The sequence below is a fragment of the Streptomyces sp. NPDC050439 genome (genome assembly GCF_040655335.1).
In the GTDB taxonomy this organism is placed as follows: Bacteria; Actinomycetota; Actinomycetes; order Streptomycetales; family Streptomycetaceae; genus Streptomyces.
On sequence record NZ_JBFAJT010000010.1, the window covers coordinates 19812 to 35102 of the forward strand.

8 protein-coding genes and 1 pseudogene are annotated in these 15291 nt (G+C 67.9%); 3 read left to right on the forward strand and 6 right to left on the reverse strand.

The window, feature by feature from the left end; genetic code table 11:
- Nucleotides 1-34: 34 nt before the first annotated feature.
- A complete protein-coding gene (locus AB0I66_RS34685) occupies nucleotides 35-1192 on the reverse strand; it encodes a pyridoxal-phosphate dependent enzyme (RefSeq protein ID WP_363212000.1) in 1158 nt (385 codons plus the stop codon).
- A gap of 394 nt (nucleotides 1193-1586) precedes the next feature.
- On the opposite strand from AB0I66_RS34685, the gene AB0I66_RS34690 reads away from it, so the two are divergent.
- Both AB0I66_RS34690 and AB0I66_RS34695 read left to right on the forward strand, forming a co-directional pair.
- Complete coding sequence (locus tag AB0I66_RS34690; protein ID WP_363212001.1) at nucleotides 1587-2027, forward strand: OsmC family protein; 441 nt, start codon at nucleotides 1587-1589, stop codon at nucleotides 2025-2027.
- A 271-nt stretch (nucleotides 2028-2298) separates the two neighbouring features.
- Nucleotides 2299-2727, forward strand: a complete 429-nt coding sequence (locus tag AB0I66_RS34695; protein ID WP_363212002.1) for a hypothetical protein — start codon at nucleotides 2299-2301, stop codon at nucleotides 2725-2727.
- Between the two features lie 318 nt (nucleotides 2728-3045).
- On the opposite strand, the pseudogene AB0I66_RS34700 reads toward AB0I66_RS34695, so the two are convergent.
- Nucleotides 3046-3321 (reverse strand): annotated as a pseudogene (locus AB0I66_RS34700) (helix-turn-helix domain-containing protein); the annotation flags it as partial.
- A gap of 411 nt (nucleotides 3322-3732) precedes the next feature.
- Here AB0I66_RS34700 and AB0I66_RS34705 point away from each other — a divergent pair.
- Nucleotides 3733-4200: an MFS transporter gene (locus AB0I66_RS34705; protein ID WP_363212003.1), complete on the forward strand. Its 468-nt coding sequence runs from the start codon at nucleotides 3733-3735 to the stop codon at nucleotides 4198-4200.
- A 356-nt stretch (nucleotides 4201-4556) separates the two neighbouring features.
- On the opposite strand, the gene AB0I66_RS34710 is transcribed toward AB0I66_RS34705, so the two are convergent.
- The 4 genes from AB0I66_RS34710 to AB0I66_RS34725 all read right to left on the reverse strand — a co-directional run bounded on the left by AB0I66_RS34710 (nucleotide 4557) and on the right by AB0I66_RS34725 (nucleotide 14663).
- Nucleotides 4557-6374, reverse strand: coding sequence for a ThuA domain-containing protein (locus AB0I66_RS34710; RefSeq protein ID WP_363212004.1), 1818 nt, complete (start codon nucleotides 6372-6374; stop codon nucleotides 4557-4559).
- A gap of 22 nt (nucleotides 6375-6396) precedes the next feature.
- Nucleotides 6397-9246 (reverse strand): PQQ-dependent sugar dehydrogenase, encoded by a 2850-nt coding sequence (locus AB0I66_RS34715; protein WP_363212359.1) that lies wholly within the window; start codon nucleotides 9244-9246, stop codon nucleotides 6397-6399.
- 3553 nt (nucleotides 9247-12799) lie between these two features.
- Nucleotides 12800-13561 (reverse strand): dienelactone hydrolase family protein, encoded by a 762-nt coding sequence (locus tag AB0I66_RS34720; protein WP_363212360.1) that lies wholly within the window; start codon nucleotides 13559-13561, stop codon nucleotides 12800-12802.
- A 469-nt stretch (nucleotides 13562-14030) separates the two neighbouring features.
- On the reverse strand, nucleotides 14031-14663 hold the full coding sequence (locus AB0I66_RS34725) for a hypothetical protein (protein WP_363212005.1): 633 nt from the start codon (nucleotides 14661-14663) through the stop codon (nucleotides 14031-14033).
- Between the last annotated feature and the right edge of the window lie 628 nt (nucleotides 14664-15291).

Sequence of the window (15291 nt, forward strand, 5' to 3'; positions counted from 1 at the left end):
GTGTGCCACCGTGCTCTCCTTTCCTCGCAAGGGCTCAGTCGGATGGTCCGGCGAACACCGAGGCCATGGTCTCGGCGGACTTCAGCCCCGCACCGGTGAGCACGACCACGGTCGTCTCGCCCGGAGCGATGGCCCCTGTCTCGATGAAGTGGTCGAGGGTCGCGGCGGCGACACTGCTGGTCGGCTCGGCGTACAAGCCTCGCGCGCTCAGTGCGCGGACCGCGGCGTGGATCTTCGCCTCGGGGACGGCGCAGGCGGCGCCGCCCGAACGGCGAATGGCCTCCACCGCCTCGGGCAGCCGGATGGGGTGGGCGATGGAAGCGCCCTCTGCGATCGTCGGTACTCGCTCGCCACGGCGGGCCGGGTCGATGCCGTTGAACGTGTCGGCGATGGTCGCCCAGTGCTCGGGCTGCCCGACGAACAGGCGCGGGAGCCTGTCGATCTGACCGGCAGCAAGGAGCTCACCGAAGGCGAGGTCACATCCGAGGATATTGCTGCCCGCACCGGCCACCAGGACGACATTGTCGGGCGCGGTGAAGCCGAGCGACTCCCACATCTCGTAGGCGATGGTCTTGGTGCCCTGGATGAACATTGGGTGCCAGTTGTGGCTGGCGTAATGGATGTGCTCCGACTGGCGGATCGCTTCGTCTGAGACCTCCTCGCGGGTGCCATCCACGAGCTCGATCTCGGCTCCGTACGCGCGAGCCTGGAGGATCTTGGCCGCCGAAGTGCCGGCGGGAACGATGATCTTGGCGCGGATGCCTGCGGCAGCGGCGTAGGCGGCCACCGCACAACCGCCGTTGCCCGAACTGTCCTCGAGCACCCGGTCCACGTCGTGTGCCGCGAGGTGGGAGATCATCACCGAGGTGCCCCGGTCCTTGAAGCTGGAGGTCGGGTTGAACCACTCCAGCTTGAAGTGGACGCGCCGACCGGCCCAGTTGGCTGGGATCATCGGCGTGCATCCTTCGCCCAGGCTCACCCGCCGGGCGGCCGGGACGGGCAGGGCCGCGCCATAGCGCCACAGGGACCGTTCGGCGGTGTCGATCTGATCGGGACGCAGACCCGGCAGTGCGCTGACGGCGAGAGGGCTGCCGTCCTCGCCCCGCCAGCGCAGGGCGTCCAGGCAGTAGCGCCTTCCCGACCGGTCGTACAGGTCCGGGGCGGGTACGGCTGATTGCTGTTCGGCATTCATGGGCGGTCCCGGCTTCTCCTCGCTCGACGTGCTGCCGCTGGGGGGCGGTGGCGTGGCGATCACCCCGCTACCCCACATTAGACTATCTTTCTATAGCTAGACGAAGAATCCAACTCCTCATCGATAAACCGACGGGAGCCGATCGAGGCCAGCGAGGTCGAGCAGAGTGATCCAGGCCGAGAGCTGCTCCGACTGCGCCGTCTGCGGGGTGTCCGTGTGCCGGACTCCTTGGGATGGGCTATCCGCATCAGCCCGACCGGCGGCAAGGGGCAGTCCGTGGCGAGGTTCCCGACAGTGCGGCATACGGCCGTGAGGGCGCGGGCGGACGCGGCACGGCGTGCGGGCGGGCACGACATGAAGGCGGTCAGCGAAACATGACAGTACTGTCGGCGCCATGACTGACAATTCGCTGCGTTCTGTCACCATCGAGCGGGCCGGCCCGGGCCGGTTCACAGTGACCAACACCCACGGGGGCACGCTGAGCTTCGGCACCGGCGAGGGAGCCGACTTCACGCCGGTCGAGTTGTTCCTCGCGGCGATCGGCGGCTGTACCGCGGCCGACGTGGAGGTCGCCACGAGTCGGCACGAAGAGCCGACCACGTTCTCCGTCACCGTCACCGGCAGCAAGGTCGAGGACGAGGACGGCAACCGGATGTCGGACCTCGAGGTCACCTTCGCTGTAGCGTTCCCGGACGGGCCGTCAGGAGAGCGCGCCCGCACGATCCTGCCCCGGGCCGTAAAGACCTCGCACGACCGTCTCTGCACGGTCAGCCGCACCGTCGAGGCGGGCACACCGGTCAGCGCGGCCGTATCCGTCAGGGCTGACGGCGCCTGACGTCTGAAGGCGACCAAGGGTCCTTCGCGCCCTCTTGGGTCCTCGGTCCATTCAAGCGCTCCGAGGGACCGCATGATTGACGTAGGGGGATCGCTCGTGGCTCGTTTGTCGACTTGCGTGTGGAGCACGTCGCAGTACTTTGGGGTGCGTTCTTGGTCGGCGGCACATCCAGCGTGCGTGCCGCCTCCATGCCCGCCCTCGGGCACCTGATCCGCCCCGATCTGTGCTGACCCGCCACCATTGCGGTCGCACGCTCCAGGGAGCAGACACCATGGCAGATACGACGATTACCGTCGGTTCAGCAGGAAATCTGGTTCTGGCAAATCAGCCCACCCGCGGAGTCACCTACGAGGTGTGGTCCAGCTGGGACTACGTACTGTTCGCCAACGACGCCAACAATGCCGGTACGCCGGTGGCTTTCCGGGAACAGGGGAACGGCTACATCATCGAGATGACCAACGCCAACTACGGCGGCTATGTCTATTGGACCTACGGACTGAAGGGGGACATCTACCTCGTCAACAGCACCGGTGACGCGACCGCGTGGTCATTGTCTCCCGTCGCCAACGGCTTCAAGCTCACACACGGGGCAAAGACCGTCGGATGCAACCCCACCGCCGACAAACGCTGGATCAGCACGATATCGAGCGAGTGGGACGACGCACGCAAGTACGTTGTCTTCCAATTCAGCAAGGTGTGACGGGGGCGCTGCGTTGCCCCGGCCTGCAGCCTGCGTGTGACGACCGGTGGTCTGCGGACCCTTGATGCGGCGATGCTCCCGACCATGGCGCTGGCGCTCTCACTTCCCAGCAGCGCACGGCAGGAGCATCGTCGGGCTGTATGGCTTGACGCTCGGCGTCCTGCCATCACCCATACTGAGTGGGCCGCCTGATCAGGGCGGGTTTTGATGGGGTGGGCCGCAGTCCGATCGCAAAGGCGCTTCGAGAAGGCGCTAAACCTGACGCTCAACTCGACTCGTCCCAGTTGCCCTTGGGTGTCCGAGGGTCAGAGCACGGGGTCACCATTCACAAGCCGTGGTGATCGCGGTCGGGGTCATCTGTCGACGCGGCCTGTCGACGCAGATGTCAGGACGCAGGATCGTGAGGGTACGGCGCCCCGTGGTGACGGCCCCGCGTTCGCGAAGATCCCGCAGCAACCGCTGGATGACCTCCCGGCTGGCACCGATGGAGACGGCCAGCTCCTGCTAGGTCGGCGGCACGGTGAGCTCGATGCCCTCCTCGGTGTGGCGGCCGTGACGCGTCGTGAGGTCGAGCGGCAGCTGTGCGAAACGCTCCGGACGGCCTGGGCGTGCCAGGGCCGGCCCTGTCAGTCGTCCTTGCCGGGCGGCCCCTGGATCGCGGCGAGGAGAACCATGACGTCATCGATGGGCTGTTGCATGTCGATGTTCCGGTCGGTGAGCCATTGGAGCTGAATGCCGTCGGCGAGTGCGACGAGAATCGCGGCAAGCCGCTCGGGGGGGCAAGTCTGTTCGGACTGCGCCTTCGTCCATGCGACGTTGCAGCAAGGCGGTGATCTGGGGGTCGGATCTCGGCGTATCGCTCTGCGAACAGGCCGTGGGCGGGGTGAGTTGGGTCGCTGGCGGCGGCCTTCGAGACGAACAGTTTCACCAGTCCGGGCGTGTCCGCGCCCTCTTGGATGATGGAGCGGCAGGTTTCCGCGCCCTTGAATTCAGCGTGCCGGGCGCGTGCCAAGGCGTCCCGGGCCCGGAGGACCTGCGGCGCTGTTCAGGTCGGAGCGTGGTGGTGACGGTTTCGGAGCCTTGATCTGGGTGTTCGCCACCGAAGGCTTCCCCACCCGACTCCGCGGCCCGGGCGCATCGGCCATGCTCATGTCCCACCTCAGCGCCCACCTGATCATCGCCCAGCTCTTCCTCAGCGCACTCTCCGCCCTGGGCGGCACCACCGTCTTCTGCCTGCTGTTCGCCGTCAACGTCATCGCACGGAGCTACGTGTACGCCCGGGTCCCCGACACGGCGGGCCGGACACTCCCCGAGGTGCAGGCGTACTGGGAGAACGGCCGGCACTGGAAAAGCTCTTCCCTCACCTCCACGGCCACACAGGCCCCCGGCAGTGAAAGGGCATGGCAGACCGGATCAACGCAGGCACCGATGTTGCCGAACGAGCCCGCCAAGCCAACTCCCGGACGGAGGTGACCGATTGCTACGCGATCCACACCGACCGCTCGATCGACGGCACCCGGCTGACCGCCTCGCCGCCGATCTGACCCGCAGCGCCGGACGGTGAGAAGAGGCGAGACCCCGGAGTCTGGCTCCGCGGCACCGTTCTCCTCTGGGGGTCGTGGTGACATCCGTGCGTGGGGCGCAGGGGCAATGGTCTGCTGAAGCCAGGGCGAGCACGCCGAGTGCGGCGCAGCCGTCAGGCGAGCGCCGCCCGTGCCCGGTCCGGCACGGACGGCGCGATCGCCTGGATTCCCCTGCGTCCGATCAGGCGGGTGAGCCCGGCACGGCGCACCGGTCCTGCCTCGGCCCGGTCCCGGTCACGGTCACGGTCACGGCAAAGACCACTTCTGGTTGGGGCCTGCGTGGCAGGTCCACAGGTGGACCGGTGTGCTGTCATTCCAGGTACTGCCCGAAGCATCCAGGCACTTGGCCGACTGCGGATTGCGCAGCGCGCCGTCCGACTGCGCCACCCACTTTTGCGCACCCGACCCGTTGCACGCGTACAACTGGACCTTTGTCCCGTCCGCACTCCCACCACCAGAAATGTCCAGGCACTTGCCCAACGCCCGCAACGTCTGATCAGCAGCCACCGTCCACTGCTGCGCACCCGACGTACTGCACGTATAAATCTGAACCTGCGTACCATCCGCACTCGCCGCACCCCGGACATCCAGACACTTGCCGTTCACCCCCTTCACCTGTCCCGTACGAGGGGTGGTCGGTGGTGTGCCCGATGTCTTGATGCGCACGTTGCGGAACGCCACGTCGTCGCCGGCCCCGTGGTTCTGGAGGCCGATGTGACCCTGCTTCAGGCTGCGGGCAGGGTCGGTGTTGGTGAAGTCGTTGATCTTCCGGCCGTTCAGGAAGATCTCCAGCCGCTCGCCGGTGACTCGGAGCTCGTAGGTGTTCCACTCCCCCGGCGGATTCAGGGCGGCGTCGCGGGCCGCGACGTCGGCCGACTTGAAGCCGTAGACCGATCCCGTGGTGCGGTCGGCCGAGTCCGTGGCGTCGATCTGGATCTCGTAGCCGTTGTTCACTGCCGACCACGGGTCGTCGGAGGCCGGGAAGCCCACGAACACGCCGGAGTTGTCGTCACCGGCCATCCGCCAGTCCAGCTTGAGGCTGTAGTCGCCGGTGAACTCCTTCGCCTGATACCAGAGCATGCCCAGACCGTCGTGCGAGGTCAGGGTCCCGTCGGCCAGGGTGAAGCCGCCCGGTCCCGCCTGTTTCCAGCCGGTGGTGGAGGATCCGTTGAACAGCGGGGTGTAGCCCGTCTCCGCCCGGCAGTCCGCCTCCGTCATGCCCGCGGCCCAGCGGATCCCGCCGAGCAGATGCCGGGTGAACGCGGCGTCGGTGTAGGAGTCCTCGGTGTGACCTCCCCCGGTGTAGAAGGCCCGTCCGCCTTGGTAGTCCTTGCACCAGGCGATCGGATGGTCGCCCGACATGCTGCCGCCGGAGTAGCTGGACTCGTCGAGCGAGGCCAGCACGTGTGCCGATGTGCGGGGATTGGAGCGGTAGTTGTACCACTCGTCGGTGCGCTGCCATGTCGTCGGCAGATGGGCCGTGGCGGCGTGCGCGCGGTCCTCCACCTGGACCTTGGCGGACTGGATCGCCGGATGCGACTGGAACAGCGCGCCGGCGAGACCTTCGTAGAAGGGCCAGTCGTACTCGGTGTCGGCGGCGGCGTGGATGCCCACGTATCCGCCTCCGCCCTTGATGTAGCCCTCGAACGCGGTCTGCTGCGCACTGTCGAGCACGTCTCCGGTCGTGGAGAGGAACACGACCGTCTTGTACTGGCCAAGGTTGCCCGCGGTGAAGGCCGCCGCGTTCTCGGTCGCGTCGACGGTGAAGTTGTTTGCCGCGCCGAGGCTGCGCAGCGCCGTGATGCCCTCGTCGATCGACGAGTGCCTGAAGCCCGCTGTCTTGGAGAAGACGAGCACTTTGTACGCCGGGTCGGCGGCGGCGCGCGCCTGCTGCGCGGCGGCGGGGGCCGTCCGCTGTTGTGCGGCGGCGGGGGCCGTCCGCTCGGCGGGCTGCGCCAGGGCCTGCGGGCTCAGGAGCAGAGCCGAGCCCGCGCACAGGGCGAGCAGGGTCCGTGCTCCGGTTCGGCTGAGCAGGCGTGGGCGTGGGGCAGGTGTGTTGCGCATGATGCGGTGCACCTCCGTCCGGTTACGGCAGCGTCCAGCGCTGGTTGGCCTCGCCATGGCAGGTCCACAGGTGGACCGGTGTGCTGTCGTTCCAGGTACTGCCGGAAGCGTCCAGGCACTTGGCCGACTGCGGATTGCGGACCGTGCCATCGGACTGCGCCACCCACTTCTGCGCACCCGAACCGTTGCACCCGTACAACTGCACCTTCGCCCCGTCCGCACTCCCCCCACCAGAAATATCCAGGCACTTGCCCAGTGCCCGCAGCGTCTGGTCAGCAGCCACCGTCCACTGCTGCGCACCCGACGTACCGCACGTATAAATCTGGATCTGCGTCCCATCCGCAGTCCCCCCACCCCGGACATCCAGACACTTGCCGTTCACCCCCTTCACTTGTCCCGTACGAGGGGCGAAGGTCCCGGTGGTGAAGGAGAACTCGTCGACGTCGAACAGTGAGCCGGAGCCGCCCTTGAAGACGAGGTACAGGGCCGTAGAGGCCGCCGGCTGGTTGCTCAGGTTGGCGGTCACGTCCTGGAACGTCTCCCAGCCGCCGGTCACCGGCACGGTGGCCGTGCCGAGGAGCGTCCCGGTGGCCGAGCCCGCTCGGAGCTCGATCGTGCCGCCACTACCGCCCGAGGACACCCTGGCGGTGAACTTGGTGGCGTTGGACAGGGCGTAGGGGGTGAAGGAGATCCAGTCGCCGTTGTCGATGTAGCCGACCGTCTTGCCGCCGTGCGCCGGGGTGTGGCTGGCGATCTGCACCCCCGAGGACGTGGAGTAGTGCTCGCCCTGGCGGTGGCTCGGCTGGACGATGCGCTGGTGGTGGGAGGTCAGCGCGGGCTGACCGCCCGCGCCCTTGTCGGTGTATTCGGCGTCGACGACCCCGAAGATGTTCGCGTTGGGGTCGTGCTCGCCGTCGGCCAGGGTCTGCAGAGTGCCCGAGCAGCCGGTCGCCGAGGTCTGCGGGTGGCCGTGGCTGTCGTGGCCGACGATGAAGGTGACCTTGACCTTCGCGCAGTCGATCGTGCCGTCCTCGGGGTCGGTCACCGTCACCTTGAACGGGATCGCGTCGCCGAAATCGTGGATCGCGCCGTCCAGCGGCAGCTCGACCTTGACCGTCGGCGCCGTGTTCCCGACGGTGATCTGCACCGATGCGGTCGCCGACTTGCCGGTGGAGTCCGTCACCTTGAGGGTCGCCGTGTACTGGCCGTTCGCGGTGTACGTGTGCGAGGGGTTGGCCGCCGTGGAGGTCGCCCCGTCGCCGAACGTCCACGCGTAGGTCAGTGCGTCGCCGTCGGCGTCGGAGGTGCCCGCGGAGGAGAAGGCGACGGCGAGCGGCGACTTCCCCGAGGTCACGTTCGCCTTCGCCTGCGCCACCGGGGCGTGCCCGCCGGTGACGTGCTCGATGCGGTACAGGGCGGAGTTGGCGTCACCGTTGAAGTAGCCCGTGCCGTAGTCCAGGACGTACAGCGCGCCGTCCGGCCCGAAGGCCATGTCCATCACCTGCGTACCGCTCCACGGGAAGGCGTTGATGGACTGCACGGTGCCATCGCCCGCCTGCTCGATGCGTTTGATCCACCGGCGGCCGAACTCGCCGGCGAAGAAGTCTCCGTCGTAAGCCTCGGGGAACTTCACGTCGGAGGTCGACGCGGCGTCGTAGCGGTAGACGGGCCCGCCCATCGGGGACTCCGACCCGGAGCCGAACTCGGGCACCGAGCCACCGTCGTAGGGGATCCAGGCCGCCTGTGCCGGGGGCAGATCGGTCAGTCCAGTGTTGCGCGGGGAGGTGTTCTTGGGCGCGGCGCAGTCGAACTTGGCGCCGGACGTGCTGGTGGCGAAGTTGTAGTCGACGTAGGCGTCGTTCGTGCCGGTGCAGTACGGCCAGCCGAAGTTGCCGGCCTTGGTGACCCGGGCGAACTCGACCTGGCCCGCGGGGCCCCGGCCGGCGTTCGCGGTTCCGGCGTCGGGGCCGTAGTCGCCCACGTAGACGATCCCGGTGGTCTTGTCGACGCTCATCCGAAACGGGTTGCGGAAACCCATCGCGTAGATCTCGGGTCGCGTCTTCGCAGTGCCAGGGGCGAAGAGGTTGCCGGACGGGTTGGAGTACGAGCCGTCCGCGTTGACCTTGATGCGCAGGATCTTGCCCCGCAGGTCGTTGGTGTTGCCGGCGCTGCGCTGGGCGTCGTAGGCGGGGTTGCGCGAGGCGCGCTCGTCGATCGGCGTGTAGCCGTCCGAGGCGAACGGGTTGGTGTCGTCGCCCGTGGACAGGTAGAGGTTGCCGGCCTTGTCGAAGTCGATGTCGCCGCCGACGTGGCAGCAGATGCCGCGGGAGGCAGGGACGTCGAGGATCTTCTTCTCGCTGGCCAGATCGAGGGTGCCGTCCTGTTTGAGGACGAAGCGGGACAGCCGGTTGACGCCGTCGAAGGGGGCGAAGTCCGCTGCGGTGCCGTCGGCCGGGGCATCGCCGCCGGGCGTGCTCAGCTTCGGCGCGTAGTACAGGAACACGAAGCGATTGGAGGAGAAGCCGGGGTCGACGCCGATGCCCTGCAGGCCCTCCTCGTCGTGGCTGTAGACGTCGAGCTTGCCGGACACCTTGGTGGTGCCGGCGGCATCCGTCAGCCGCAGCGTTCCGTCGCGTGAGGTGTGCAGGACCGAGCGGTCCGGCAGGACGGCCATGGTCATGGGCTCGCCGGTCTCGGCCACGCCCTTGGCCAGGGTGACCTGCTGGAACTCCTCTGCCGCCGCTGCCTTGTCGGGTTCTGCGGCCACCGCGACCGGTGTCAGGGCGCCGGCGGCGAGCAGGACGGAGCCAAGCAGTGCGAGGAGTCGGTGGCGGGGGCCGGGGCGTCTTGGAGCTCTCGTGGATCTGGGCATGCGTCTGCGCACGGGTGCCTCCCTTTGGGGGGTGAAGGCCTGAACAGCCTGAACAGGACGTGCGGAGGGAGAACTCGGCGCGCGCCGTCGCGCCACTGCGGATCGGCCCTCTCTTGGAGTTGACCGGTACATCACAGGAAGTTAGCGGCCTTGGTCTGCTCCCGGAAGAGCTGTGACGTACTCAGGGCGCTCTTTTTCCACGGACAGGACAAAGACGTGGAGGGCAGACCGTCCGCCAGGGGAGATCCGGTGGAGCCTTTACGGGAGTTGTACCGGTGGGGGTGCCGTCAGCATCGGTTCGCCCCCTGGGGGGAGGTCATCGCCGGCGTGGGAACCGCAAGGTGCTGACCGCGATCGCCGGAACGCGGCCCGCGCGATGCCAAGCACAAAAGGGAGTTCTCCGTTCGGCGCCGCCCGCCAAACTTCGCACCGAGTACTGTGCCGTCAAGGAGTCGCCCTGGGTCGGCGTCCGGTTGCACACGCTCTGGCTCGGCCTCCCCCTCTGCATCGGCCTCGTCGGTATTCTGCTCATCGTCCTGTCCTCGACCGGGGTGCGGCGCTGAACCCCCCCTTCCTGAGCCCGCGATGAGCCCTCCCCTAACGCGCGCCATGACACGGCACCAAGACCGCATTGGCAGCCAACAACTGAGCCCGAAGAAACCGTGAGATCGCCTGCTGGAGACGGGTGACGGAGATCCTTGCGGCCGGTCGACGGCTTCGCCGAAGGCGTCGATGCTGGTCCGGGCGCGTTGCGGGCCGTCCTGGTATTTCGCGTGGCGCCAGACCGGTGCGATGTCGTTCAACTCCGGACTGCGCGGCGGCAGGTGGACAAAATTTACGCCGATCTTCGCCAGCTGACGGCGGCCCCTGAACGCCCTGGCCACGTGCGAAGAAGCGTTGTCCCGGTCGGCAGCCCCGTCGCCCAGGCCCTCCAACTGGACGCAGACGCCCCCCAGCAGCATCCCGGCATCGACCTTGCCGCGGGGCTCCGCCACCGGAGGCCTGGCCCGGTCTTGACGCTCTTCGCGCCCAGTGCGTTGCCTGGGCAACGGCCGGTCCGCGATGACGTGATCCAGTTGCCCGGCCCTCCAGCCCGCCTCCAGCAACTCCCCCGCAACGCGGCCCTGATCGGTCAGCACCTGACCGGCTAGCAGCAGGTCGGGCCGGCGGGCACCGATCGCCCGCAGCAGCCGCTCACCGTCCGACGGGCTCAAGGGCCTGTGCGCAATTGGCGTTAGCTCCTGTCCCCCTGCCCCGGGATGGCGGCGGCTAGGGAGGCGGTACGTCGAATTCGCGCTCGCGCGCGTTACGGACGGACGGACGGAGTTGGTGTTCTGGTTGATGGTCTTCTTAAGACTGGTGTTCTTTGGTGGGCGATCACCCAACGTTGGACAATCCAACGTAGGAAAACCGGACTCTGGTTGCGACCTGCGGCTCTGCGCGATGACGGCCGCGGCGGGCGCCTCCCCACCCAGCAGGTCGTACAGGTGCGCCGGAACGTCGGTAACGGCATAGATGACCTCGCCCAGCGAGCCGTCCTCACACCGCTCGCGCTCGCGGATGTGAGGTATCCGAACGCCTCCAGCTCGATGAGTCCTGAGCGCACCGCGCTACGCCCCTCAGGACCGCACCGGGCGAACTCGGACAGCGTGATCCACCACCCGTCGCGGTGCGTCGAGATCAGCCCGAAGATCCCCTTGGCCTTGAACAAGATCCGCGGACCCCGGAACAGCGCGTTGGCGATCTGCGTGAAACGCTCGCCCGCCATCTCGCCGCGCCTGATCCCGACGCCGTACCCGCTCACCGCCGTGCTTCGGGCAGAACGGCGCCGGTGCGTACGGGACGAGGAGCCACTGTGGCATGCCAAAGGCTGGTGAAGCTGGGAGTGTCCGGGGTTCATGCTCTGAGGCAACCCGCCAGGGCCGACCAGACTGTCGACCACTGACCCCGTCCACGATAACGAAGAGGTCACAACTCGCCCCGGTCACGGTGGTCGGCCCGACCACGGGCCACCCCCAGCAGCGGAAGCCACATCCGCTCAACGACAGGGCAGACAGCCCCGTTACCGACCGGCATCTGTGCCCTCGCCGTCGCCATTGCTCATCGCCATCGATGGCGATGGCGATGGGCAACGGCGACGGCGAGGGCCAGACGTGACCGATGAGCGATGAACGGTGAGCGGCCGGCGACTTGGGCGATGAGCGACGGGCGAACTGGGCCGTGACCGATGACCGCCCGCCCATCCCGATGGCCGTGCGCAGGCGACGTCCACGAGGTCTGGTGCGCACCCCGTGGCGATGTCCCGCCGAGTGGTGTAACCGTGCGTCTTACACATGGCGCTCACCGGTAAGGACACGGCGAACCGTCCTTGTCGCTACACCACTTCGCAGGACGTGACCCACCCCGTTCCGTCGGCCCAGATCCGGCGACCCGCTCCCGACGCAGCCGACCGGGCGGTGGTAGATACCGACCACCGCCCACAACGCCACCCCCGCCCAGCAGGATCCTCAGCCCCGACCACGCAGGTCAGAGGAATGCACACACAGCGACCACCCACGGCATATCTGCCTCCGTCCGCCGACAATGCATAGCCGGCAGCGCCTACCCATCACGGCGCCCCCATCGCCCTCTGCCTTGGAGTGACCGCCACGGCGCTGGCCGTCGGACGAGGGACGAAGGCGACAGCGACAGCGACAGCGATGGGCAACGGACGATGCGCAAGCGATGAGCGATGAGCAGCGGGCAACGGGCAACGGGCGATGAGCGACGAGCGGCCAATGCGCGATGACCGATGCCGACGCTCCGCCCGGGGCCGCTGCGCGCCCATCCGTCGCCCGATCGCCACGACCCGCTGCCCGCGCCGGAGGTGGCCTCGGGGAGAAGGTACCGAAGGCGACCTGGAGCGGGTGGTAGATACCGACCACCATCCTCGGGCCCACCCCGACCACGTGGCCGTAAGCCCCGACCACCCAGGTCAGCACATCGGCCAGCACCAGCCGCAAAGGCCAGGCGCCGCACCCGCTCCCCTACGGCGCCACGAGGAAGGGTGGGCAACGACCCATGTGAAGCGTGCCGGTGGTAGATACCGACCACCGTCCGCACCACCACCCCGACCACCCGGCCATCAGCCCCGACCACGCACGTCAGCACATTGAACACGTGGCATGACCGCACCGCGGGTCCGCAAACTGCGGCATCGGTGAGTGCACAAGTCGCGGCAGTCGCACCCCGACCGGTGCGGGTTCCTGCCGGTAGGGCCGGCAGAGGCGCCCTGCACACGGTCCGCGTGCCCCGGACCCACTCACCCGGCGGGCCCCCCCCCGCGGCGGTGGTGGTCAGGCCGTGGCTTGGGTGGCCAAGCCGACAAATGAATACATCACCACCGTGCGCTGTCCCAACCAGCACGCTGCAGCAAACGCCGGGGAAGCCATCGGGAGCCGCCGGGCCGAGCGGCACAAACGCACCGGTCCATCACACGCCCTGGCCGGCCAGGGCCGTGCGTGAGCGAGCCCCTAATGCGCGCGTGCTGTACCGCCTTGAAGCACGTGCCCCCTCATTGCCCGGAGCCGGCATGCCCACCCGGGTCACGCCCCCCGTCCCTGGTCACCGGCAGGCACTCGGCGAGCAGGTCAAGGACATCACCCCAGGCGCGCTGCGCGTGGCGGGGGTGATAGCCGACACCGGGAACCACCTGGTGATCGACCGGCGGGTGGTGGAAGGCGTGCAAGGCGCCGCCATAGAGCGTCAGGCGCCAGTCCACACCCGCGCCCTGCATCTCGGCGGTGAACGCCTCCCGCTGCGCGGGCCCCATGATCGGATCTTGTGAGCCGACGCCGGCCCACACCGGGCAGCCCAAACGCGCCGCCTCACCCGGCCGGCCCGTGGTCAGCGCGTTGACTGTTCCGATCGCGCGCAAGTTGACCCCGGCGCGCCCCAGTTCCAGCGCGATCGCACCACCGGTGCCGTAGCCGACGGCCGCGATTTGGTCGGGATCGGTGCGCGGCTCGGCGCGCAGCACCTCGAGCGCCGCCAGTCCCATTTCGCGCATCCGCTCAGGATCATCTAGCAGCGGCAGGCATCGGCCCAACATCTCCTCGGGGTCGGCCAGATAGCGCCCGCCGTGCAGGTCAAAGGCCAGCGCCACATATCCCAGCTCGGCCAGCGCATCGGCCCGGCGGCGCTCGACGTCACTGAGCCCCATCCCCTCTGGCCCCACCAGCACCGCGGGTCGCGGGCCCGCACCGGCCGGCAGCGCGAGATACCCGACCATCGTCAAACCATCAGCCGCATACTCCACCACACGCGCCGCAATCATCGTCGTCGTCACAAGACCTGGACTGTAGTGATCGCCAAGCCTGGTGTGGCCGCTGCTCTGCCACAAGCAGAACAGCGCTGGCACCCCTTGCTATACCGCGCAGAGATTGGCGATCTTGGTGGGATTCGAAGGTCTTGCGCCGATCGTCTCAACCCGTCACCGTCGCCGGCATGACCAGGTCCGACTGCCGGGCCTTCGGTGAGCGCCATGGGATCACGATCACCTCGCGCACCCGGGCCTCACCCGATACGCGACAGCACAGACCCCACCGGCCCTGCTCCTGGCCATGTCCGATGACAGCTGAGAATCCTTCATCGACTGGATCAGCCCCTGACCTCACGCACGCGCCGGCCCGCACCCCAACAAGGGCGGGGCTTCGCCCCTGCCTCGAGGAATATCCTCGCCGCTGGACAGCAGCCCCCCTGGCAGCAGCCGAGAGCACCTGCAGGCGACCTATCGGCCGGCCAAGCTACCTGAGCGTCAGGGCGAAGGCCAGGACACTTCCGATCAAAAGCCAGGTCAAGACCCCTCCCGCGATGCGCCAGCCACGCATCGGCGCCGCCATCGACACCGCGCCTTGCCTGCGGAACCTGATGAGCGGCTCGGGTTCCGACCAGAGGTATGCAGGAAAACCGAACGCGAAAATCATCGAGGCGACAAGCCAGTACCCCGCGTTGACAGATCGGCGCTTCGCCCGAAAATGGATCGTGACCAGGATTCCTGCACAGCAGATCAGTACGGGAACAGCGAAGTACGGCATCACCCGCCAATACATCAGGGGTACCAAGAGGTCCAGAACCCCCAACTCTTCGAGTCTGTCCCTCTCTCTAAAAACGATCCCATCCCCCTGCGCACCGGTCTGTCCCCGCACACTCGCCGAGAACTGCGTAACTGCCGGCTGCAGTGGGTCAGCTGGATAGCTCAGCTCTTTGTCCTGCAAAAAACCCGTCGACCACGAGACACGAGCGCGACCCGAGTCGGATCCGATGACATCGACAACGGAGACCTGCCCGCTGCGGGCATCGCGCAGGAACTCAGCGGTATTCGTCGCACGCGGAAACAGAAAGGAACACAGACCGGCAAACCCTGCCACCAACACCACCAGTGCAAGCGTCCGGATCCCCCGGTCAGCTCTGCGGAGAAGCATTCCAGAGTCGAACCGCGCAGCAGAAACCGCTTCGTGCACCTACCCACCCACCGTCATCGCCCCGTGCGGACGTGCTCACGCAGCAAGCAGGCGCCGGCGCGCACCAGGCACCCCCGCGGCACCGACGTCCACTATCGCCCACATCCACGATGCTGTCACGGTGTCGCCCCCTGCCACCCCACCCATTCACACCCATCACAGGGCACAAGGGCACCAGCGCGCGAGAGACATGTACACCAGCCCGAGTCACACCGGAACGGGCGTCCTCGACCTTGGCGCCGGCAGGCCACGCTCCCGTCTTGGCCCCGGCACGCCACACTCCGCGCCCGCACAAAGTCATGGCCCGCCGGGTGCATTCACCAAAGACCGCACACCGCCGGCTTCGTACTCTGTGACCCGGTTGTCGGCCCGCGGACTTGCCCAGGTGTGCGGACAGTTCCGTGGCTTGGGTATGTGCGACAGGAGCTGACGGGCGCTCAGCCCGAAGGCCGTGGTGAGGTCAACACCGACGACCAGGAGGGCGTCGCGGGGGTCGGTGTACGCGAAGACCCGGCCTGAGCGGGCATGGCGTCGACCCCGCGGA